Source organism: Bradyrhizobium sp. SZCCHNS3016, from assembly GCF_032484535.1.
Taxonomy (GTDB): domain Bacteria; phylum Pseudomonadota; class Alphaproteobacteria; order Rhizobiales; family Xanthobacteraceae; genus Bradyrhizobium.
Genome location: NZ_JAUETE010000002.1, coordinates 189,596 through 210,455 on the forward strand (window position 1 = coordinate 189,596; position 20,860 = coordinate 210,455).

At 63.7% G+C, this 20,860-nt stretch carries 17 protein-coding genes, 1 tRNA gene and 1 pseudogene; 11 read left to right on the top strand and 8 right to left on the bottom strand.

What is annotated here, in order from left to right; translation table 11 throughout:
• Window positions 1-379: 379 nt before the first annotated feature.
• A tRNA-Glu gene (locus tag QW881_RS05160) sits at window positions 380-454 on the top strand.
• A gap of 680 nt (window positions 455-1,134) precedes the next feature.
• Here QW881_RS05160 and QW881_RS32565 read toward each other — a convergent pair.
• The 4 genes and pseudogenes from QW881_RS32565 to QW881_RS05175 form a co-directional block, all read right to left on the bottom strand.
• Window positions 1,135-1,815 carry a DUF2290 domain-containing protein gene (locus QW881_RS32565; protein WP_410052021.1) on the bottom strand — a complete coding sequence of 227 codons (681 nt, stop codon included), beginning with the start codon at window positions 1,813-1,815 and terminating at the stop codon, window positions 1,135-1,137.
• Entirely contained in the window at window positions 1,812-3,986 is a 2,175-nt protein-coding gene (locus QW881_RS05165; protein ID WP_315756026.1) for a DEAD/DEAH box helicase, read from the bottom strand. Before QW881_RS05165 ends, QW881_RS32565 begins: the two co-directional genes overlap by 4 nt.
• Before the next feature lie 416 nt (window positions 3,987-4,402).
• Window positions 4,403-4,884: pseudogene (locus QW881_RS05170) on the bottom strand (cytochrome P450); the annotation flags it as partial.
• 60 nt (window positions 4,885-4,944) lie between these two features.
• Window positions 4,945-5,151, bottom strand: a complete 207-nt coding sequence (locus tag QW881_RS05175; protein WP_315736291.1) for a hypothetical protein — start codon at window positions 5,149-5,151, stop codon at window positions 4,945-4,947.
• Between the two features lie 138 nt (window positions 5,152-5,289).
• On the opposite strand from QW881_RS05175, the gene QW881_RS05180 reads away from it, so the two are divergent.
• The 5 genes from QW881_RS05180 to QW881_RS05200 all read left to right on the top strand — a co-directional run bounded on the left by QW881_RS05180 (window position 5,290) and on the right by QW881_RS05200 (window position 9,456).
• Window positions 5,290-5,853 (top strand): HPF/RaiA family ribosome-associated protein, encoded by a 564-nt coding sequence (locus QW881_RS05180; protein WP_315756028.1) that lies wholly within the window; start codon window positions 5,290-5,292, stop codon window positions 5,851-5,853.
• 50 nt (window positions 5,854-5,903) lie between these two features.
• Window positions 5,904-6,380, top strand: coding sequence for a cupin domain-containing protein (locus QW881_RS05185; RefSeq protein WP_315756029.1), 477 nt, complete (start codon window positions 5,904-5,906; stop codon window positions 6,378-6,380).
• A gap of 305 nt (window positions 6,381-6,685) precedes the next feature.
• Entirely contained in the window at window positions 6,686-7,372 is a 687-nt protein-coding gene (locus QW881_RS05190; RefSeq protein ID WP_315756030.1) for a Crp/Fnr family transcriptional regulator, read from the top strand.
• Window positions 7,373-7,541: 169 nt separating this feature from the next.
• Window positions 7,542-8,681 carry a sensor histidine kinase gene (locus tag QW881_RS05195; RefSeq protein WP_315756031.1) on the top strand — a complete coding sequence of 380 codons (1,140 nt, stop codon included), beginning with the start codon at window positions 7,542-7,544 and terminating at the stop codon, window positions 8,679-8,681.
• 166 nt (window positions 8,682-8,847) lie between these two features.
• Window positions 8,848-9,456 carry a hypothetical protein gene (locus QW881_RS05200; protein WP_315756032.1) on the top strand — a complete coding sequence of 203 codons (609 nt, stop codon included), beginning with the start codon at window positions 8,848-8,850 and terminating at the stop codon, window positions 9,454-9,456.
• Window positions 9,457-9,539: 83 nt separating this feature from the next.
• On the opposite strand, the gene QW881_RS05205 is transcribed toward QW881_RS05200, so the two are convergent.
• The 3 genes from QW881_RS05205 to QW881_RS05215 form a co-directional block, all read right to left on the bottom strand.
• Window positions 9,540-10,724, bottom strand: a complete 1,185-nt coding sequence (locus tag QW881_RS05205) for a cytochrome P450 (protein ID WP_315756033.1) — start codon at window positions 10,722-10,724, stop codon at window positions 9,540-9,542.
• A gap of 176 nt (window positions 10,725-10,900) precedes the next feature.
• Window positions 10,901-15,721 (bottom strand): DUF3320 domain-containing protein, encoded by a 4,821-nt coding sequence (locus tag QW881_RS05210; RefSeq protein WP_315756034.1) that lies wholly within the window; start codon window positions 15,719-15,721, stop codon window positions 10,901-10,903.
• A 100-nt stretch (window positions 15,722-15,821) separates the two neighbouring features.
• The gene (locus tag QW881_RS05215; protein ID WP_315717604.1) at window positions 15,822-16,466 is read right to left on the bottom strand and encodes a glutathione binding-like protein; all 645 of its coding nucleotides are present in this window, start codon (window positions 16,464-16,466) and stop codon (window positions 15,822-15,824) included.
• A 90-nt stretch (window positions 16,467-16,556) separates the two neighbouring features.
• Between QW881_RS05215 and QW881_RS05220 the strand changes: the two genes are divergently transcribed.
• On the top strand, window positions 16,557-17,228 hold the full coding sequence (locus QW881_RS05220) for a TetR/AcrR family transcriptional regulator (RefSeq protein ID WP_315756035.1): 672 nt from the start codon (window positions 16,557-16,559) through the stop codon (window positions 17,226-17,228).
• 4 nt (window positions 17,229-17,232) lie between these two features.
• Here the strand turns inward: QW881_RS05220 and QW881_RS05225 are convergent, their stop codons facing one another.
• Entirely contained in the window at window positions 17,233-18,198 is a 966-nt protein-coding gene (locus QW881_RS05225) for a glyoxylate/hydroxypyruvate reductase A (RefSeq protein ID WP_315756036.1), read from the bottom strand.
• A gap of 89 nt (window positions 18,199-18,287) precedes the next feature.
• Between QW881_RS05225 and QW881_RS05230 the strand changes: the two genes are divergently transcribed.
• The 4 genes from QW881_RS05230 (at window position 18,288) to QW881_RS05245 (ending at window position 20,840) form a co-directional block, all read left to right on the top strand.
• Window positions 18,288-18,599, top strand: a complete 312-nt coding sequence (locus tag QW881_RS05230; protein ID WP_315756037.1) for a hypothetical protein — start codon at window positions 18,288-18,290, stop codon at window positions 18,597-18,599.
• Between the two features lie 100 nt (window positions 18,600-18,699).
• Window positions 18,700-19,068: a YciI family protein gene (locus QW881_RS05235; protein WP_315717600.1), complete on the top strand. Its 369-nt coding sequence runs from the start codon at window positions 18,700-18,702 to the stop codon at window positions 19,066-19,068.
• Window positions 19,065-20,336 carry an RNA polymerase sigma factor gene (locus QW881_RS05240; protein WP_315756039.1) on the top strand — a complete coding sequence of 424 codons (1,272 nt, stop codon included), beginning with the start codon at window positions 19,065-19,067 and terminating at the stop codon, window positions 20,334-20,336. Before QW881_RS05235 ends, QW881_RS05240 begins: the two co-directional genes overlap by 4 nt.
• Before the next feature lie 132 nt (window positions 20,337-20,468).
• Window positions 20,469-20,840, top strand: coding sequence for a DoxX family protein (locus QW881_RS05245; protein WP_315737036.1), 372 nt, complete (start codon window positions 20,469-20,471; stop codon window positions 20,838-20,840).
• The last annotated feature ends 20 nt before the right edge of the window (window positions 20,841-20,860 follow it).

Consider the following 20,860-nt stretch of genomic DNA (forward strand, 5'->3'; position numbering starts at 1 on the left):
TAGCCCCGGCTCTGACGACCCGCCCGGTCTGCGCCTCCCCCGCCTGCGGGGGAGGTCGCATCGCATCGAAGATGCGATGCGGGTGGGGGAACTCTCTCCACTGGCACCGGTGGCCGCGGCCGCCCCCACCCCAACCCTCCCCCGCAAGCGGGAGAGGGAGCCCACCGCCATCGCGGCCGGCTGCTTCCATCCCATGATGGCCGAATGAGCGATCCTCTCGCCACCCGGACAGTCCATTCCCCTCCCCCTTGTGGGGAGGGGCTAGGGGAGGGGGCCCACACGGGGAAAGACCCTTGGGGCCCGGACACCCACACTCCCACGAAATTTCCAATCCCCGTCTTGCGGCGCGGCGATTTCGAGGCTATGCGGTTCACCTCACGCTCCCTTCGTCTAGCGGTTAGGACGCGGCCCTCTCAAGGCTGAAACAGGGGTTCGATTCCCCTAGGGAGCGCCATTCCCCGGCGCTCAACCCTTCATCTCTGACTTGGTGACGCGGCTCCTCAGCCTCGCGGCACATTCCTGCGCCCGAGCTTTGCTCTTCGGGACGCCCCTCATAGAGAAGGGCGCAGGGAAGGCCGGGTGCAGGCCGCACCCATGGCCCGCCTGCAGAAAGAAAAGCAGGCGGCAGTCACCACAGGATTGGCCGAACAACCGGCCTTCCCTGCGCGATGGGTTGAACGGCTGCTCCGTGCTCTCCCAGGGGACCGGGCTTGCTTGCCCCCGTCATCGGGATGTCGCCGACCAAGACACCAGCGTCGGGGTGTCGGGACCACACGGCTTGACCGTCCGCATCGAACCGTTCGTCCGCACGCGAAACGCGCACTGCGACCCGATGCGGCCACCGCATCCCACGCTCCACGGTCCGTGACGATCGCGAAACGCCCCTTCAGTGAGCGCGAGACGGGCGGGATGATCGTTGCGATTTGCCCGACGGTGCAAGCGAAAAGCGTGCGACAAACTGGCACGACGGGCAGTTTTGGTATGGGTTGGATGCAGAAAACAGATGTCGACGGGACGCGGGATGAACGGTTCTACATTGCTGAATAGATAAGTAGACTGTCTCACTTCCAAGATCGCGAAAGGCCTAAATCTACATCCGTCCTCCGGATGCCGGCGATTTTACACGTTTGACTACTACGGAGCGTCGGCCCAAGTAATATGATGCGTCAACTGTTCTTGCGCGGTTATGGTGTCGACCACCTCTGCTCCTGCGAGGTGCGGTGCGAAGTCATTCCAAAATGATCGACGGCTGCGATAGAAATTGTCGAATAGAAAGTTCAGCAAATGCCCGATACTCATCGGGGCGCGAACTGGAAGTCGGCAGCCTGCGGATGCGAACGTGAAATGAGACGCGGGATGGGGATCAGTCGACCTAGACGGTGTCCTTTTCGTAAAATCGAATCTGTAGGTGCCAAGGCTTAGGAAAGAATCTACGCCAGTCGATGAAACTACTGATCGGATCCAGTCGGCTATTGATATTTCCTCCGGACGATCTGCCATGAGCTGAGGTCTTATCGGACACGGGATGTACCCGTAGCGATGATTTCGAATCGCGTCTCCTTCAAATATGCATTGCACCGTAAGAAGAGCATAGTCGTCGAACACTGCGGAGTAGCGGTCGGCATCTAGTAGCTCGATATACTCAGATACGGAAACGCCGCCTGCAGTGATCATTCCAATGTCGCACGGAGGTTCAAGTATTTCGCTTCCGATCACGCCGCGCAACAGATGGGTCTGGATGGCCAGAAAAACCCCTTCTTCGAGGCCTCTCTCAAAGAACTCATTCAATTTATTGCAAAGCGCACGCGGTCTCATTTGCCAGGGCCGTAAATCTCTTGGAAGTCGCGCTGCAAGTCATCAGGGAGATCATCCCATAGCAATTGCTCCTTTTTTGCCTTCTTGAGTGCAACTCTCAGATCATCAACGGCCTCTCGACCGACCGAAATGCCTGGCCTCGGCAAATCGGACGACGCTGCAAGTGCTGCTGCCTGTAGCTGTGTGGGATAGTGAAACGCAAGCCGGTAATTGTTTTGTCTGATCTGCAGAATTTCCTTCTCTATCTGCTGCATGGCTGGCCCAACGCCGATTACGTAGGTCCAGGCACGTGATCGTGTGATAGCTGTAAAAAGGACATTGCGACGCTTCTTTTTATCAAATGGCGATTCGCAAAAATCTGCGTCGACTACGAAGATCACGGGAGCTTCGTTGCCTTTCGCGCGATGAATATGTGTCACCGCTATGGATGAATCCTTGAACACTTCGTCTCGCGAGGATGTTACTCCGGGAACATGGCCTTGAAGGCCATTTTCCCGGAGCGCTGTTAATATTCGAGCGCCTGTTCTGCGGCTTGTCAGCGTGTCCGGCATTACAATGAGTATGTCGGAGTGCTGCAACTCTTCGTCGGCAAGAAGCTGGGCGATTGTTTTTGCGACAATGTCGTATTGAGCATCTTGACTTTCTGCGGTTCGCACCTGAAGCGAATCTTCTGGATTCAGAAGCTTTCCAAAAAAGTCAGGTACGCTCTTGGGATCTCGCTCAATGATCACATCGCGGTCGAAATCCAACTCGCCTTGAATTTCCCGATATCCTAGGCGGAGCCAAAGTGCCGGGTCAGGAAACATTTGAATCATTGGATCGTGATTGATTCCGAAACCAAGTCCATGGGCGGTCACGAGCGTCCAAGGGGGGTTTCTGTAAGACCGAGGCAAGACAATATCTTGCTGGGGCTGATCCTCGCTATTGAGCAACGTTACTCGTTGCGTGCCGTCACTATGCCAGCCAAAAAGCTCGGCTTCGGAAGGCATATGAAAGTCGCCTAGATTCTGAAGGTCGTCGTACGCCCAAACAATTCGCCGTGGATCCTTTACGGCTCTGTAAGCTATCCTGAAAAATGATGCAGGAAGATCCTGAGCTTCGTCGATCAGCATCACATCATAGAGATCTAGGTCTCGATCGTTTATGTTGCTAACTACTTCATTGCAGGCGCCGTCGAACGCTTGATTGTAGCCGAACATGCGTGAGGCCGCGCCGAAATCGCGGAACGGTATCCCCAAAAGTGATGCCATCGTGGAATAAACGCCGGGGCGATCGAATGCGCCCCAGGCGTGCATAACAATCAGCTTTTCCCAATCCGGGCTATCGCCGATCTGTGCAAACACGAAGCGCTGAATTAGCGATTCAAATTGTTGGTAGAGTGATCGGGTATTGAAGGTTACTACAATCTTCCAGTCGGGGCGTTTCACATGTAGGTAGGCCGCCTTAAGTGCTAGAACGACGGTCTTGCCGGATCCTGCGAGGCCGCGGATACGTTGTGGCCCATCTACATACTCAATAGAGCCCCGCTTCTGCCAAAGGTCAAGGTTCGCGATTTGTGCTTCGATCGCTTTGATCGCGGCTCCCTTCGAGTTTGGGCGTGTAACGTTGTCACGTTTCTTGGGAGGGCGAAGATTAGAGATTCGTTGTATAGCAGCGTTCAAGTGCTGAACTTCAACGTCACTGATGCGGTCCGAGGGGGCAAGCTGAGGGATAATGCTAAGGCTGTTCAAGCCAACTACGTGCGTCTCGGCGTCTTGGTCCCATACGCGAACGTCCTTGAGCGGGTCAATCGCGACCGTGATAATGTCGACTAGCAGCTGCCTGCCGCGTCGTAGCTCCTTGAAGGAGTTTAGTTTGTTGTAGAGCGCTGCATATAATTGCTCTTGCCGAATATCAACGTCGGAGGCGGCCGATCCGCTGCTCGCCGAGTGCGTGCGGCCAGCAAATGAATAAATGTCGAAGATGATGACGCCGCGATCGCGGGAGACTAAAACGGCGTCGAACTCGACACGGCCGTCGTCAATGGCGAGAACAGGGTAGCCCACATAGAGAGTGCCGGTCAGACCCGCTTCCCGCGCGCCGCGCACAAACGATTGCACGACTTGGGGATCCCGAAATTCACCAAATATTATGTCGAGTTCTCGATCGATATCGGGGATTATGCCGTTCATTCTGGTCTCGTTTCATTGAGCTTCCGCGCCGGGACACGGCGAACTGGTCGACGTAAAGCGGCGATTGTTAATTGCATTATAGCATTTGGGGGCACCAGAATGAAAAGGATCAAGAGCTTCCGCCTGCAACCATCGCGGTTTGATTTAGACGTTCGGCGACTGAGGCTAGCTAGCTCGCCTCTTGGTGGCGCTGGGCGTCAGCGCGCCCCCGCTGTGCGGGCGACCTCCAAATGGACTTCTGTTCCCGTGTCGTCTGCATCTTGTCGCGAAGTAAGGCTACGAGGGCAAAAATCTCAAATTTTTGATCGTTCTTCGGATATTCGTTGGGCCTCCTCTAGGAAGAATTTCATCAGCCCGCGACCGGATCAAGTGCACTCTGTGTGAATACGCAATAGAATTGACCTCTCGTCGCCGACCTATCCCAACCTCACCGCCAAACCCAGCGGCCCCCGAAACCCGAACCCGTGCCATCGCACGCTGGCCGCATCCACCAGCTCCATCCCCGGAAACCGCTCGAACAGCATCGGCAGCAAAATCGCGCCGACGGTGCGGCGGGAGAGGTGGGCGCCGGCGCAGTGGTGGGGGCCGTTGCCGAAGGCCTGGTGGGGGTTGGGGTCGCGCAGCGCGTTGGTGCTCTCGCCGTCGGTGAACAGCTCCTCGTCGCGGTTGGCGGAGGCCTGGATGGTCGTCACGGTGTCGCCCTTCGGGATCAGGCAGCCGCGGATCTACGTGTCCTCCATCACCAGGCGTGAGCTCGCCTGGATCGGCGCCACCCACCGCACCCTTCGTCGAACGCGGAGCGCCACTTGTCCTGCGCGCGCACGGCGGCGAGCTGGTCCGGGTTGGTCAGCAGGCCGTAGAGGATCGTCAGCAGCGCGTCGCGCGGCTCGTTGATGCCGCGGCAACGGCCTCCGCACAGGAATGTGCAAGACGGGACGTTCGCCTTTCGAGACCGCCGCTACGGCGTCCAATTCGCCGGGCCCAGCAGGGTCGGAGGAATGAGCGCGCCGGTCATGGCGTGGATGAAGTGAAATCTCGTGCAGGCCGGGCAGCTCACGGTCTCGAAGGTCACGGTCTCGAACCGACAGTCGTCCTTCGGCTGGTGCAGGATGGCATCGACCTCGGACCCTGTCTGGGGGCAGCGAAATGTGATCGGACAATCCATCATCCCATCTCCGGTGCAGACTCGAAAGTTGGGTCGCCGCAGGTTGCGCCTGATTCTCCGGTATTGACTGAGCAATATTGATCAGCCGCTCGCGTTCGCCTCTGGCAGTCTGGTCACGGGAGACATTGGGAGACGCGCTTGAACGGCCGCTTCGCCCCGCCCGAAAGGCCCGAGGCGGATCAAGCGTCGCTTCAGACCCGCTGTATCACGGGGTATTCATTCGTGGCCGCCGCCCGCGGACGACGCGTCATGGTGTCGCGTGCCGTGCGGCGACGTCGAAGCCTGGATGACGACCATGCCGGGGAGCCGATCATGATCGCGAATTCCATCTTGCGACGCTTGGCGCTTCACCTCAAGGAGACACGGATGTTGATCGATGTCAGGACCGATGGAAACGTCGAGGGCGGCGAGCAGTTGTCGCAGGACGTGAAGGCGTCGCTTCATGCGGTGCTCCATCGCTATGAGGATCAGGTCGGGCGGATCGACGTGCAGCTCAGCGACGCGGTGAGCCACAAGCCCAGTCACGACGACAAGAGCTGCAAGATCGAGGTGCACCGTGACGGCGGCGAGCCGATCGTCGCGGTACATCAGGACAGCTTCATGGAGCAGGCCGTGCGCGGCGCGGTCCACAAGCTGGAGCGCGCGCTCGACCACGCCTTCGGCAAGGAGGCGGTGTCCGATCAGCTTCGCGATCATCGCTAGACGCGTGGCGGGACGGTTTGCCGGCAATGCCGCCGGTTGGGAGATCCGTGATGGACATGCTTGCTGAGATCAAAGACATCGGGCCGCAGCCGCAGGCGTTCGACATCGAGCGGGCGACCCGGGACAATACCAATTATCGGTCGGTCGCCTGGAGCGGGCGCTATCTGCAGGTGACGCTGATGTCGATTCCGGTCGGCGGCGACATCGGCCTGGAGGCGCATCCGGAAACCGATCAGTTCCTGCGGCTCGATGCCGGCCGCGGCCGGGTGCAGATGGGGCCCGCGAAGGACAGGCTGACATTCGACCAGACGGTGTCGAACGGCTGGTGCGTGCTCGTTCCGGCCGGGACCTGGCACAACATCACCAACATCGGCCCGACACCGATGCAGGTCTATGCGATCTATGCGCCGGCCCATCACACGCCCGGCAAGGTGCAGGCGACGGCAGCCGCGGCCGCAGCCGATCGTGACGACGCGCCCGCGGCCTGGTCCGTGCAACCCAAACAGGTGGTCGATCACCACGGATGAACGACCGCGAGGATGCGGTGAGGCCTCATTCGCTCGGCCGGCTCGCGCTGAGCAGATGATCGAACGGCGCGGGGTCTGGTGCACGTCGGTCTCTCGTTCGAGGCGCTCCGCCGCGAGCATCCTCCATCATGTGAGGGGCGACATCGCATGGAAGGTCTCGCATCGATTGCAGAAGGGCGCTCGCGGCGCCATGCCCTCGCCGGAAACTCAATCGGAGGGTGTTGATTGGATTGATCTAGCGCAAAGCGGGAGGCGGTTTCCACCGTAAAAGTTAGGCATGTCCATCAACATGTCCATCGAGCGGGATGGGGGCTGTGCCGAGTTCGAACCTCGCCAGATTTGATCCGAAGGCCTTTCTCGACAAGGTTTGCCCGGGCCAGAAGGTCCTGAAGGTTCCCAAGGGGGGAAGCGTGTTCGCCCAGGGCGATCCGGCCGACGTCCTGTTCTTTCTCCAACAGGGAAAGATCAAGCTGACCGTCGTCAACGGCGTCGGCAAGGAAGCGGTCATCGGCATCGTCGATGCCGGGCAGTTTCTTGGCGAAGGCTGTCTGACGCGGCAGGCGGTGCATACCGGCTCGGCATTCGCGCGGCAGGATTGCGTGGTCACCGCCATCGCCAAGAAGACGATGATCGCAGCGCTTCGCCTCTACCCTGAGCTTGCGGAGATGTTCGTCGCGTTTCTGCTGGCCAGGATCGACCGGTTCGAAGCGGACCTGATCGACCAGCTCTTCCATAGCAGCGAAAAGCGGCTGGCGCGGCTGCTTCTGACGATGGCCAATTACGGCCGTGACGAAACGCCGCTGCCGGTCATTCCAAGAATCAGCCAGGAAACGCTGGCCGAAATGATCGGCACGACGCGGTCGCGCGTCAGTCATTTCATGAACAAGTTCCGGAGGGCGGGCTTGATCGAATATGGCGGCGAGATCGTCGTCTATCCGGCGCTGCTGCAAGCCGTCCTGAACGACAACCTGCAGGCGGAGCAGCAGAACTAGCTGCGGGTGTGCAGCGCGCGGGTGGTCTGTCTTGCACAGACGGAACTTTGTCCGCATCGCTAGCTGCCCCTAACCCGCCGCCGGGCTCTGCGTTTCGTTTTCGCCGCTTGAAGGCGGGACGCGCGAAGCGTTCGTGACGGGGTGAAGTGTTGCGTAGGGAGGGGACCACATGTTCAAGCAGCAGTTTTCCGACGCGTCTGACGCGTGCGCACTTGCCGAAGCCATTGTGGACACGGTCCGGGAGCCGCTGCTCGTCCTCGACCACGATCTCCGCGTGATTGCCGCCAGCCGTTCGTTCTATCTCACCTTCTCCGCGACGCCCGAGGATGTGCTCGGACAACTATTCTATGAGCTGGATGACGGCGCCTGGAATATCCCGGCGCTGAAGTCGTGGCTGAGCCGGATCTTCTCCAACACCGGCGCGCTGCATGATTTCGAGGTGGAGCACGTTTTTCCCGCCGTCGGACCCCGGGCGATGCGGCTGAACGCCCGGCAGGTGTCCTACACGGTCGGGTCCCATACGACCATCCTGCTCGGCCTCGAGGACGTCACCAGCGAGCGCGCGATGGCGCGCCGGAACGAGGAGCTGCTGCGTCAGAAGGACATGCTGCTCGAGGAGTTTCAGCACCGCGTCGGCAACAGCCTGGCGATCATCGCCAGCATCATCTCGTTGAAGGCACGGTCCGTCGGCTCCGAGGAGGCGCGACGCCACCTGGACGACGCCCGCGACCGGGTCATCTCGTTCGCGAACATCCAGCAGAGTCTCCACACCTCCGCGCGCAGCGGCGTGATCGCGCTCGGACCGCATTTCGCGAGGCTCTGCCAGGCGATCTCGCAATCGATGATCGCCGACCAGCAGCGGACCAGGATCGAAACCCGCGGCGACGGCCAGGCGACGACGAGCGAAGCTGAAAGTCTCGGGCTGATCGTCACCGAGCTCGTCATCAACTCCCTCAAGCATGCCTTTCCCGAGGACACCGCGAATGGGCTGATCACCGTGATCTACGAGTCCTCCGGAGCCGGCTGGACCCTGTCCGTCTCGGATAATGGAACGGGGAAATTGCAGGTGAACGGCCGGCCGAAGGGGGGCCTGGGCACCGGCATCATCATGGCCCTGGCGAAGCAGCTCGGTGCCGAGGTCTCGACCGTGGCCGGCCGGCCCGGCACGACCGTCTCGGTGCGTCACGCCGCCGTGGCGACATGCGACGACTTGACCGGAGCAAGCGTGCCGTCTGCTGCCGCGATCCGATCCAGGGCCGAATCCAGGGCAGGATCCACGGCCGGATCGCGGACCGTCAGCCGATCGTGACGTCGTCGCCGATCAGTACGACGGAGAGACCAGGGTCCTAGCCTAGCTCACTCTCCTCGCTCGAGCGACGGCGTCCTGATCGCAAGGAACCAATGGTCCGACACGGAGATTGGTATCGAGACCGGGCTGGCCCCACTCCGGCGATGCCGCACAGGAAGGCCTTTCAATGAACAAGCGCAAATCAAATGGCTCCCACAAGGGGAACAGCGCGAAACCCGTCGTGGCGAAGCCGGTACCAATGCCCAAACACGCCGACGCGACAGCGAGGCAGAAGCGCGCTCGCGTGCTTGCCGAGTTCGTAAGCTCGGACGCAGACGAACTGCAGGCAGTTCCGGAGACCGAAACGAGGCTCCCGGGACGACCAGGCCAGGAGACGGAAACGATCCTGCCGCCGCTCCCGCCTCTTGAGCCCGAACCCGGGCCGGCGCTCCTGCCGCCTCTCAGCGAGCTGAAGCCCGATGCCGTTCAGCCTGTCGGCGCTGGGACGGACTCGCACGAATCCCAGCCAACCCCGATCGCTGAAGCCAGGGCGGCCGATCCCTCGCCCGTGGCGGGCGGACCCCCGCCGGCGCTCGCCGGCATGGAGGCCTGCCAGACCCTGCTTATGGAGATGACGCGAGACAATCTCGATTTGGCGGCCAGCCTCGCCACGATGCGCTCGCCTCTCAGCATGTTCGGCGTCGCGACCACGTTTGCCGGTAGACAGATCGACATCTACCGTAGGTTTACGAAGGCCGTCGTCGAGATCGCCGCCGGGCCTGCCAAAGCGCGATAGCTCGAACGTGGTGATCCCAACCAACCCGGGGCCGGCTCAGGTGCACTGAGACAACGCGAAGAACAACGCCCTTCGGGCCGGTCCTACTGCAGCCGAACCGGCAGATTGAGCGGGCCGCGGAAGCCGAAGCCGTGCCAGCGCACGTTCGCGGGATCGGGCAGCGTCATGTCGGGGAAGCGCTCGAACAGCATCGGCAGCAGGATGGCGCCGACGGTGCGGCGGGAGAGGTGGGCGCCGGCGCAATGATGCGGGCCGTTGCCGAAGGCCTGGTGGGGATTGGGGTCGCGCAGCGCGTTGTAGGTTTCGCCATCGTCGAAGAGGTCCTCGTCGCGGTTTGCGGAGGCCTGGATCGTCATCACGGTGTCGCCCTTCGGGATCAGGCAGCCGCGAATCTCGGTGTCTTCCATCACGAGGCGTGAGCTCGCCTGGATCGGCGCCACCCAGCGCACCCCTTCCTCGAAGGCGGAGCGCCATTTGTCCTGAGCGCGCACGGCGGCAAGCTGCTCCGGATTGGTCAGCAGGCCATAGAGGATCGTCAGCAGGGCGTCGCGCGGCTCGTTGATGCCGCCGCCGATCGCGATCTTGATGTTGGCGATGATCTGGCTGTCCGGGATCGGGTTCTTCGCGTTCACCATGAAGGAGAGCGCGGACGAATCCGGCTCGGCGCGCACGCGCTCCATGTTGGCGCGGATGCAGCGGTCCATCTCCGCGTTGGCGATATCAGACGCGTCGAACGGCCCCGGCGTCCAGCCGAAATTGCCGGCGCCGTCGATCAGGGCCTGCGACCAGCGCTGCATGTCGGCATCGCCGGCGTCGGGAATGCCCATCACTTCAGCGAGAATGCGCGCGGCCAGCGGGCCGGCGAGGGCGGGGAAGAGGTCGACGACTTCGCCGCGCGGCAGGCGGTCGAGATAATCAGTGGCGAATTTCGTGTACAGCGGCTCCCAGACGGCTTCGATCGTCTTCGGCATCAAGGCGGGCATCATCGCCATGCGCTCGGCGCGGTGCTCGTCGTGATCCTTGCGCATCAAGGTATGCGCGAGGAAGGCGCGCTTCATCGGCGTGTTCGGATCGTTGGACGAGAACAGCGCCGCATTGTCCTTCACATATTTGGTATCGACCGCTTTGGTGAGGAACGTGCGGCCCACGGATTTGACCCGCAACACGGGGGCTTCGCGTCGCAGCCGCCGGTAGATCGGGTAGGGATCGCGCGTCAGCTCCGCGATCGTGATGGTCTCGTCCAGGGGAGCCAGGGTCGCGGTCGGCATGGGGCGCTCCTATTGGATGCGGGCCAGCGCGTGTCTCGCCTCAAGGATAGTGGCAGGGACGGACCCGTGCAATCCTGGTCCGATGCCTTGGCAGGGAGGGGGCGCGGCCGGATCGCCGATTTCGGCGGCTGTCAAGCGGCGTTCGGGCTGTGAGTTCCTAGCACCAATTCAGCCGGTCAGTCCTGCGCAGCCGGCGAGACCTCCTGCGGCTTGATCAGCAGCTCTCCCTCGCGGCGCAGGTTTCCTGCGGCGAGAAGATCCTTGAGGCTGCCTTGCAACGCCTCGCGCAACTGGGCGCTGGTCGAACCGAAGCCGAACAGCCGGGCGACCGCCTGGATCAACTGGTCTTCCTCGGCGCCGTAGTTTTGCTCCACGACCTGCACGATGGCCGCCTTGATCTCCTCCGGCGGCAGCATCTCGGGCTTGCGCAAAGACTGCGATTGCACGTCCTCGCGGCTTCGAACGACGATCGCCTGGCCGGGCAGGGCGTAGAACGGACCTCCAGCGATCTGTCCCTTCGCGACTGCCGATCTCAGCGCCGTTCGCACGGCATCGCGGATGCGATTGCCGGCGCGGGCAAGGCCCCAGGCCGATCTGATCCGGACGATGATTTCCGATTCATGCACCGGCCCTTCGATGGCGACGATCTCGACGACGTGCCGCGTCATGTCGGCGAGCGGCGTCTCGTGCGGCTCGATCTCCCGACGGACGCGCAGCTTCGCCTCTTCATAGGGGGCCACCGTTGGTGCCTGTGCGAGGATCTCCAGAGGGCGCTGCTCGGTCTGCTCCGGCGCCGGCACATCGGAGGTTGCCGGAGGCTCGGGTTGAGCTCGCGCAGTCCCCTGGTCGATGTCCCGCCAATGCGCCTTCGCAGCGTCGATCGCGCGGAGGACCTTCTCGGTTTCCTCCTTGGGACGGAGAAACCAGTCCGTCGACCAGATGCGATGCAGCACCCAGCCATGCGCTTCCAGCACGTTCTGTCTCAAACGGTCGCGATCCCGCGCCGAACGAGACGCATGGTACTGGGCGCCGTCGCATTCGATCCCCAGCAGGAAGCGGCCGGGCTTGTCGGGGTCGAGGATAGCGAGATCGACGAAGAATCCGGCGGTGCCGATCTGGGTCTTCACGTCGTGGCCGAGCGCCCGGAGCCTGGCGGCGACCTGCTCCTCGAACACCGAGTCGGGATCGCGCCCGGTCTCCTGCGCGATGCCGAGCTGCCCCGTCTGCGCGAAGGTCAGGAACGTCTTCAGCGCCGCGATGCCGCGGCCCTTGGCGCGCGACAGGTCGATGTCGTCGCCGGTGATCGAGGAGAAAACCTCGCAACGGAGCTTGGCGCGCGAGATCAGCACGTTCAGCCGGCGCTCGCCTCCGTCGGAGTTGAGGGGGCCGAAGCTCATCGAGACGAAACCTTCCTTCGTTCTCCCATAGCCGATGGAGATGAAGATGACGTCGCGTTCGTCGCCCTGGATGTTCTCGAGGTTCTTCACGAAGAACGGCTCGCTGGCACCGCGGACGAAGAAGCTCTCGGTCTCCGGGCTGTCCTTCCGCAGGATCTCGAGCTGATCCTGAATCGCCTGGCGCTGCGCCACCGAGAAGGTCGCGACGCCAAGGCTTCGGTCCGGCGTCTCGCGCGCATGGCGCATGACGGCCTCGGCGACGAGTCGCGCTTCCCTGGGGTTGGTCCGGCTGCTTCCACGTTCGTAGTGCGCATCGGGGTTGTAGTTGAACTTCAATCCCATTCCCGCGACGGCATCGTACGGGCTCGGCACGATGAAAAGCCGGTTGTCGTAGAACTGCTTGTTGGACACGGCGATCAGCGACTGATGCTTGCTGCGATAGTGCCAGTTCAGCATCCGGTGCGAGAGACCCTTGGCAAGGCAGAGGTCGAGAATGCTCTCGGCGTCCTTGACCTGGAAGGTCGGCTGATCCTCGTCGTCGTTGTCCTCGTCATCATTGCCTGTCAGCTTCGCGAAGAAGCGCGTCGGCGGCAGTTGCCGCTCGTCGCCGACGACCACCATCTGCCGGCAGCGCGCGACGGCGCCGAGCGCGTCGACCGGCTCGATCTGCGAGGCCTCGTCGACGACCAGCAGATCGAAGGCAATCGCGCCGGGCTTGAGGAACTGCGCCACCGACAGCGGACTCATCAGGAAGATCGGCTTGATCTGCTGGACGACCGGGCCGGCGCGCTCCAGGAGCTGGCGGATCGGCAGATGGTTGCGCTTCTTGGCAAGCTCGCCGTTCAGCACGCCGAGCGGCCCGATGCCGCCGGCGTTGCGCGGCAGCGCCGCGGCATGCTCGTGGGCGATCTGATCGCGGGCCAGTTGCATCCGCGCGACGTCGAGCTTGCGGAAGCCGTCGACCAGCCGATCGTGCGATTCGCCGTCGAAACGTTTCAGTTCAGGATGGTCAGCGAAGATCACGCTGCGCATGGCATCGTAGTAGGATCGGTCGAAAGCGGCTTCGAGCGCTTCGCCCGGCAAGGAGCCGTCGAGCGCGCGATCGACCAGCGCGGCGAGACCTTGCGCGCGCGCAAGGCGGACCCGGCCCATGAACGCGATCCAGCGGGTGAGGCGCTCGGTCGCGTTCTGCCACTCCGACAAAGTCTGCGAGAGCTCGTCCAGCCGGATCTGGTCGCCGGCGTCGAGTGGGATGCGGGCGGGCTCCAACTGGAGAGAGTCGATCAGCCTGCGGAGGCCGGACATCAGACTTGCGAGGCTTTGATTGAGCTGTTCGATCGATCGCCGATCATCGGCCGACAGCGTCAGCTGCGTCAGCCGCTGGCGCGTTTCATCGCTTGCCAACGGTTTGGGGAATGCAGTCCACCAGGTCGCCAATTTGGAAAGCGCATCCCAATCCGACCGTTCCTTGTGCCACGCGGTCCCGAAGGCGGTGCTGCCGGCGGCTTCGACCTCCTCGAAGGACCGGCGAGCGGCTTGCGCCGCGATGAGGCCGTCGATCAGCAGAAGCCGCTGCTCGAGCGTTTTCGGCATCGGCACCTTCAGGTGCGAGGCCAGCAGCGCCACCTGTTGGCGATAACGCGGGCTGAGCAGGCGCAGCCAGGAGCGGCCCTTCTCGGCGATGACCTTGCGGCAATCGGCGATCGGTGCATCCCAGGCGGCCTCGACGAAGGCGCTCTCGAAGGCCGTCCTCAATTTCGCGTAGCGCAGCCCCTTGTCGACGATGTCCGTGATGAGTCCGGCCTGGCTCCAGACGGCCTCGCGGAAGGCAGTCCGATCGCACTCCGGCATCGCGGCCGCGGCCTCCGCAAAGGCGAGTATCCCCGCGGCATCGGCCAAGGTGGCCGGCGGCGGGAGATCGAGCAGCGTGCCGAGGCGGGCCGCGCCTGATGATACGCTGCTGACGACGTTCGAAATGTCGCCCAGCGATCTCCGCAGCTCGGTCATTTCGGCTGGATCGAGCGCGTCGCGGCCGACGCCGCGCCAGGGATGCAGGTGCGGCGCGCCGTCGGCTGCAATTCGTTCGGCGAGCTCGGCGATCAGCTCACGCCGCCGCTCCAGATCCAGGGGAGACCAGGAGGGCGCGCCCTGCAACGGGTAGGGCGGCTGCGCGGAGATGTCCCCGCAGCGCACGAGGTGACCGAGCAACCTGAATGGCGTCAGCTCGCTCGGCTGGTGCGGCTGGTGCATCATGTCCGCATGCCGGTTGAGGCCGTCACGGCTGTCTGTCAGGCGCTGGACCAGGGCGGCTTCGCCGCGCGGGACCGGCACCTCAGCCGATTTGCAGCGTTTCAGCTCTTCGAGCAGAACGCGCTTGTTGGCCTTGTTGGAGTGCAGCTCCAGCGCGAGCGCGCCGAGACCGACATGCTTCAGCCGTCGGTGCACGACCTCGAGCGCCGCCATCTTCTCGGCCACGAACAGCACCGTTTTCCCCTCGGCGGCCGCCGACGCGATGATGTTGGTGATGGTCTGCGATTTGCCGGTCCCAGGCGGTCCCTTGACGACGAGGTCGCGTCCACGGACCACTTCCTCGATCACCACGGCCTGCGATGAATCGGCATCGACGACATGGTTCATCGCCACCGGCTGGATGACGGAATCGATCTTGCCGTCGTCGGCCACGATCGGCTCCGCGCCCTCGAAGCCGTCCTGAAGCAGCGCTGAGATCAGGGGATGACGATCAAGGCTGCCATCTGCGGGCCAGTTGTCAGGGTCCAGATCGCGATACATCAGGAACTTGGAGAACGAGAAGAAGCCGAGGACGATCGCGTCCGCCCTGACCTCCCACCTCTGCTTGTTGGCGACCGTCTCCGCGACGCCGGCGAGATAGGTCGCGATGTCGACGTCGTCCTCGTCGCCAAAATCCTCGATCTTGAGTCCGAACTCGGCGTCGAGCTTGGCCTGGAGCGAGAGGTTCGGCGACGGCGGCTCAGCGCGCGAGACCAGGTGAAAGCGATCGGCGGCGCTGCTGCGTTCGAGGCGAACGGGCAGCAGGACGAGCGGCGCGAAGCGCTCGACGTCGGATTTGTCGTCCTCGAACCATTTCAGCAGCCCGAAGGTGAGATAAAGGATATTGACGCCCTGTTCTTCCTCGAGCGTTCGTGCGTCGTACCAGATATCCAGCAGGCGCTTCTGCAGCGCCTCCGATGACAGCCGGGTCTTGAGCCGGGTGTCGGGCTGCCGCGTCTGCGACTCCGAATCATCACCTCCCTGGTCCCCCTTGGTGGTCGGCGTGTCGGATCGCGGCGCCGGCTCGCTCAAGGGCAGGGTGCCGTCCGTCTCCGCAGTCTCTGCCTTCGTCGGAAGGAACGTGAAGCGTTTGCCTTCGCCGAGAAGCTCGAAGAGCGCAGCAGACCGCGCGCCGACGATGTCGATGGTGCGGATGGTCTTGGTCTTGAGCGGGATGTGCACGAGCCGGTTGCGCGTGCCCAGATCGAGCAGCGCGCGCCGGTCCGCCAGCAATCGGTCTCTTACGGATGTGGTTGCCACGTGCAATCCTCCTGCGATTCGAGGATTGCAACCCGAAGTGATCGCGGTCAAGCACCCGGCGCGGTGGAGAAGGGGGGTCAATGAGTGATGGTTCATCTTCCCCATGAAGAGGTCTCATCTCCCAATCGAGGGAGATGAGACTCGTATGTTCCTAGGCCGCCGCCTTATGGCGCGCCAGTTCCGCCTTGTAGAGCTCGAACTCCTCGGCGATGGCACGGGCGATCGACGGCCGCGCGCGCAGGCGCTCGTAGTACGCCTTCACGGCCGGCCATTTCGCGAGCTGGACCGGCGGCGTTGCCATGGTCCAGTTGATCACGGTGACGAGATACGCGTCGGCGACCGTGAAATGATCGAGCAGATAGTCGCGATCCCGCAGGTGGTTCTCGAGATGATCGAGCCGCGACAGGTTCTTCTTCAGGACATGGGCCTTCATCTCCTCGGGCGCGGTCTTGTCGAGGATCGGGATGAACAATCCCTTGTGCAGCTCGGTGCCGATGAAGCAGAGCCATTGATGCAGCCGGCTGCGGTCCATGCCGGGGCCGGTGCCGAGCTTCGCCTCGGGGAAGCGATCGGCGACATATTGCAGGATCGCGGCATTCTCGGTCAGCAGGTCGCCGTCATCGGTGCGGAGCGTCGGGACGAGCCCGAGCGGATTGACGGCGCGGAAATCGGAGCCGTCGTTGAGGACGATCTTCGTCTTCGGATCGACCTCGAGATAATTCGCCTTGGCGCCAGCTTCATACAGCGCGATGCGGGTGGCGAGCGAGCAGGCGAGTGGCGAGAAATACAGGTCCATGGACGTCTCCCTCGGGCTCCGGACCGGAGCGTTGATTGATTTTTATACTGTCTCGCATAATATAAGGCCGGTCAAGGAATTTATTGCGAAATGGTACAAAAAAAGAAAGGGCCGCCGCAGGGCGACCTTCCCCAGAAAATGGCTGCCGTCCCGGTCGAGCCGAAGCGGCGTGGGAGGCCGCGGGCGTATGAGCCGGATGTCGCGCTCGGCAAGGCGCTCGACCTGTTCCGGTCGACCGGATTCGCCGCGACCTCGCTCGACGATCTCAGCGCCGCCACCGGCATGAACCGGCCGAGCCTCTATGGCGCGTTCGGCGACAAGCGCGAGCTCTACATCAAGAGCTATCAGCGCTACCGCGACAACGCCCGCGCCGTGATGGGCGAGATCTTCCGTCACGACTGGCCGGTGCGCGAGCAGCTGCAGAAGATCTTCGCCGCCGCACTCGACATCTATCTCTCGGGCGATGAGGGGCCGCGCGGCTGCTTCACGGTGATGACGGCGGGCTCGGAAGCGGTCGCCGATCCCGACATCCGCGCCATGGTGCAGAACGCCCTGACCGAGCTCGACATGGCGTTTGCGCGCTGCTTCCGCCGCGCCAAGGAGAAGGGCGAGCTGCCTGCGGACGCCGACCCCGCCGTGCTGGCGCGGCTGGCGTCGGCGACGATCCACTCGATCGCGGTCCGCGCTCGCGCGCGGGCGCCGCGTCAGGAGCTGGAAGCGATCGTCGCCGGCGCAATCGATGTGATGGTCGGCAAAGGATAGCGTTTCAATATCCCCTGATGCGATCGACCAGGTTGCGCAGCGCCCCGCCGGCCTCGAAGGTCGCGATCTGCTCGGCGACGTAGCGCGAGATCGCGTCGGCGTCGGTGTCGGCTGCATTGTGCGGCGTCAGCACCACCTTCGGGTGGGTCCAGAACGGGCTGTCGGCGGGCAGCGGCTCCTGGCCGAACACGTCGAGCGAGACCGAACCGAGCGTGCCGTCGTCGAGACAGGCGAGGATGTCGGCCTCGTTCTGCAGCCCGCCGCGGCCGGCATTGATCATGACGGGGGCGCCGAGCGGCGATGAGCGCCTGAGCTTGGCGAACATCTTGCGGTCGAGAATGCCGCGCGTATCCGGCGTCAGCGGCAGCAGCGACACCAGGATGTCGGTCCGCGCCAGGAACGCGTCGAGCTGCGCCGCGCCATGGAAGCATTCGATGCCGTCAGCCTGCTTGGCGCTGCGGCTCCAGCCGGCGACCTGGAAGCCCAATCGCTTGAGCACCTCGGCTGCGTCGATCCCGAGCGTGCCCAGTCCGAGAACGCCGACGCCGATCGCGGCCGCCGGCCACTGGTATTTCGGCGCCCAGCGCTTCACGCGCTGCGACTCGCGCAGGTACAGCTCCTGGCGATGATGCATCAGCACGTGCAGCACGACATATTCGGTCATTCGCGCGGTGAGATCATCGACCGCGACGCGGACCAGGGGCACGCTGGGCAGCGTCTTGTCCGCCATCAGCGCGTCGACTCCGGCGCCGAGGTTGAAGATCACGCGCAGGTTCGGAAAGCCGGCGAGCTCGCCGGGGACCGGCTTCCACACCGCGGCGTAATGCACCTCGGCTGGATCGAGCCCGGGATCGGGCAGCAGCACCACAGGGCGGTCGCCGCAGACATCGTCGAAACGCGCTTTCCAGCGCTGTGGCGACCAGTTGTCGGTGCCGCCATGGATCAGGAGCGCCAGCGCGCCTTTGGTCATCGGAGAGTCCTCGAGCTTATGTGACGTGTTCCACATACCAGATCGCGCGCGCACGCCAATCTCCGCCCATCAACACGGAGACAATCGTTATGCGCAAATTGCTTCTCGCCACTGCTTTCGTCGTCGCGTCTGCCTCGGTCCAGGCCCAGACCATCGATGTCGGGTCGATCCTGTCGGCCAACGGCATCTCGATCGGCAAGGGCAGTCAGCCGCAGGCCGGCGGCCAGACGCAGGACGGTATGTCCCCGAACGCGGGCAGCCAAGGTGGACCGAGCGCCGCATGGCAAGGGCAGGGCCCGGCCAACTCGCAGCGGCAGGCCGCGCGCGCCAGGCAGCCGCGCGAGAGCGCGCAGGAGACCCGGGCGCGCAACATCGCGGCCAAGTACGGCATCTCCTGGTAGGCGGCTTGTTCCTGTAGGCGGAACCCCGCGAAAATACTTCGTGGGACTGTCGGCCGGAGGCATACTCCACCGTCTTGAAGACGAAGGGAGATGCCTGCTGATGTTGTACGCGCTGCTCTGCTATCACGACGAGGATGTCGTCTGCGCCTGGAGCAAGGACCAGGATGCCGCGGTCATGGCCAAGCTTGCCGTCATCCAGGAGAAGCTCGCCAAGCAGGGGCGGCTTGGGCCGGTGGCGCGGCTGCTGCCGACCACGGCTGCGACGACGCTCCGGAAGGAGGATCCGCCGCTCGTCATCGACGGCCCCTATGCCGAGACCAAGGAGCAACTGCTCGGCTTCTATCTCGTCGACTGCGCCAATCTCGATGAGGCGCTGGAGGTCGCACGCGAGCTCGGCGAGGCCAATCCCGGCGGCTCCTACGAGATCCGTCCCGTCGGAACGTTCAGGCCGGGTGGAGCGCTGGCATGACCGATACGGCCTGGATCGATGCGGCCCTGACATCGGCACGACCCCAGGCCGTCGGCGCGCTGCTGCGCTATTTCCGCGACCTCGACACGGCGGAGGAGGCGTTCCAGAACGCCTGCCTGCGCGCCCTGAAGAGCTGGCCGCAGAACGGTCCGCCGCGCGATCCGGCCGCCTGGCTGATCATGGTCGGACGCAACGCGGCCATCGACGATGTCCGCCGGGTCCGCCGCGAGCAGCCGCTGCCGGATGACGAGGCGATCTCCGATCTCGACGACGCCGAGAGCGCGCTCGCCGACCGGCTCGACGGCTCGCACTACCGCGACGACATCCTCCGCCTGCTGTTCATCTGCTGCCACAAGGACCTGCCGGCGACGCAGCAGATCGCGCTGGCGCTGCGGGTGGTGTCCGGGCTCACGGTGAAGCAGATCGCCCGGGCCTTCCTGGTCAGCGAGGCCGCCATGGAGCAGCGCATCACCCGCGCCAAGGCGCGCGTCGCGCAGGCGGACGTGCCGTTCGAGACGCCGGGCGCGATCGAGCGCGCCGAGCGCCTGACCGCGGTCGCGGCCATGATCTACCTGATCTTCAACGAGGGCTATTCGGCCAGCGGCGAGACCGCGGCGCTGCGCCAGCCGCTGTCCGAGGAGGCCATCCGGCTGGCGCGGCTGCTGCTGCGGCTGTTTCCGAGCGAGCCCGAAATCATGGGGCTGACGGCGCTGCTGTTGCTGCAACACGCGCGCAGCGCCGCCCGCTTCGATGCGGAGGGGACGCTGATCCTTCTCGACGAACAGGATCGCTCGCTGTGGAACCAGCCGATGATCGCGGAAGGCGTGGCCCTGATCGACAAGGCGATCCGCCACCGCCACAGCGGCCCGTACCAGATCCAGGCGGCGATTGCGGCGCTGCATTCGCGCGCCGCGCGCCCGGAGGACACCGACTGGACGCAGATCGATCTTCTCTATGGCGCGCTGGAAGTGGTGCAGCCCTCGCCGGTGGTGACGCTCAATCGCGCCGTCGCCGTCTCCAAGGTGCGCGGGGCCGAGGCGGCGCTCGATTTGATTGCGCCGCTCGAAGGGCGGCTTGCCAACTATTTCTATTTCTTCGGCGTGCGCGGCGCGCTGCTGATGCAGCTCGGGCGCAATGACGAGGCGCGGACCGCCTTCGACCGCGCCATCGCGCTGGCGCACAGCTCGGCGGAGGCCGCGCATATCCGCATGCAGCTCGATCGCCTGATGCGCGACAGCGCGACGGCTCAGGCTCGGGTCGGCCAGTGAAATACTGCCGAGATTCGATCTAAAATTCTGCACCGGGCTGTCGGCGGCACGATCCTTCATTCGTCCTGGGAGCAGCATCACGGGAAGGAGCTGCAGATGACGACGATGGAAGAGCCGGTCTCGCGCGCCGAATTGTGGAGCGGCCGCATCCTGAGCGGTCTGGTGACGCTGTTCCTGCTGTTCGACGGCGCGGTCAAGCTCATCCCTCTGCCCGTCGTCACCCAGACGCTGGATCAGATGGGCTATGGAGCAGGCGACGCCATGGCGCGGGCGCTCGGCCTCATCACGCTTCTCTGCACCGTGCTCTATATCCTGCCGCCGACATCGTTCGTCGGCGCGATCCTGCTCACCGGCTATCTCGGCGGCGCCATCGCCTCGCATGTCCGCATCGGCAGTCCGCTGTTCAGCCACGTCCTGTTCGGCCTCTATCTCGGACTCCTGCTGTGGGGCGGCTTGTGGCTGCGCGACCGCCGCCTGCGCGCGCTTCTGCCGCTGCTGCGCTGACAAATGATCTTTCAACCAAG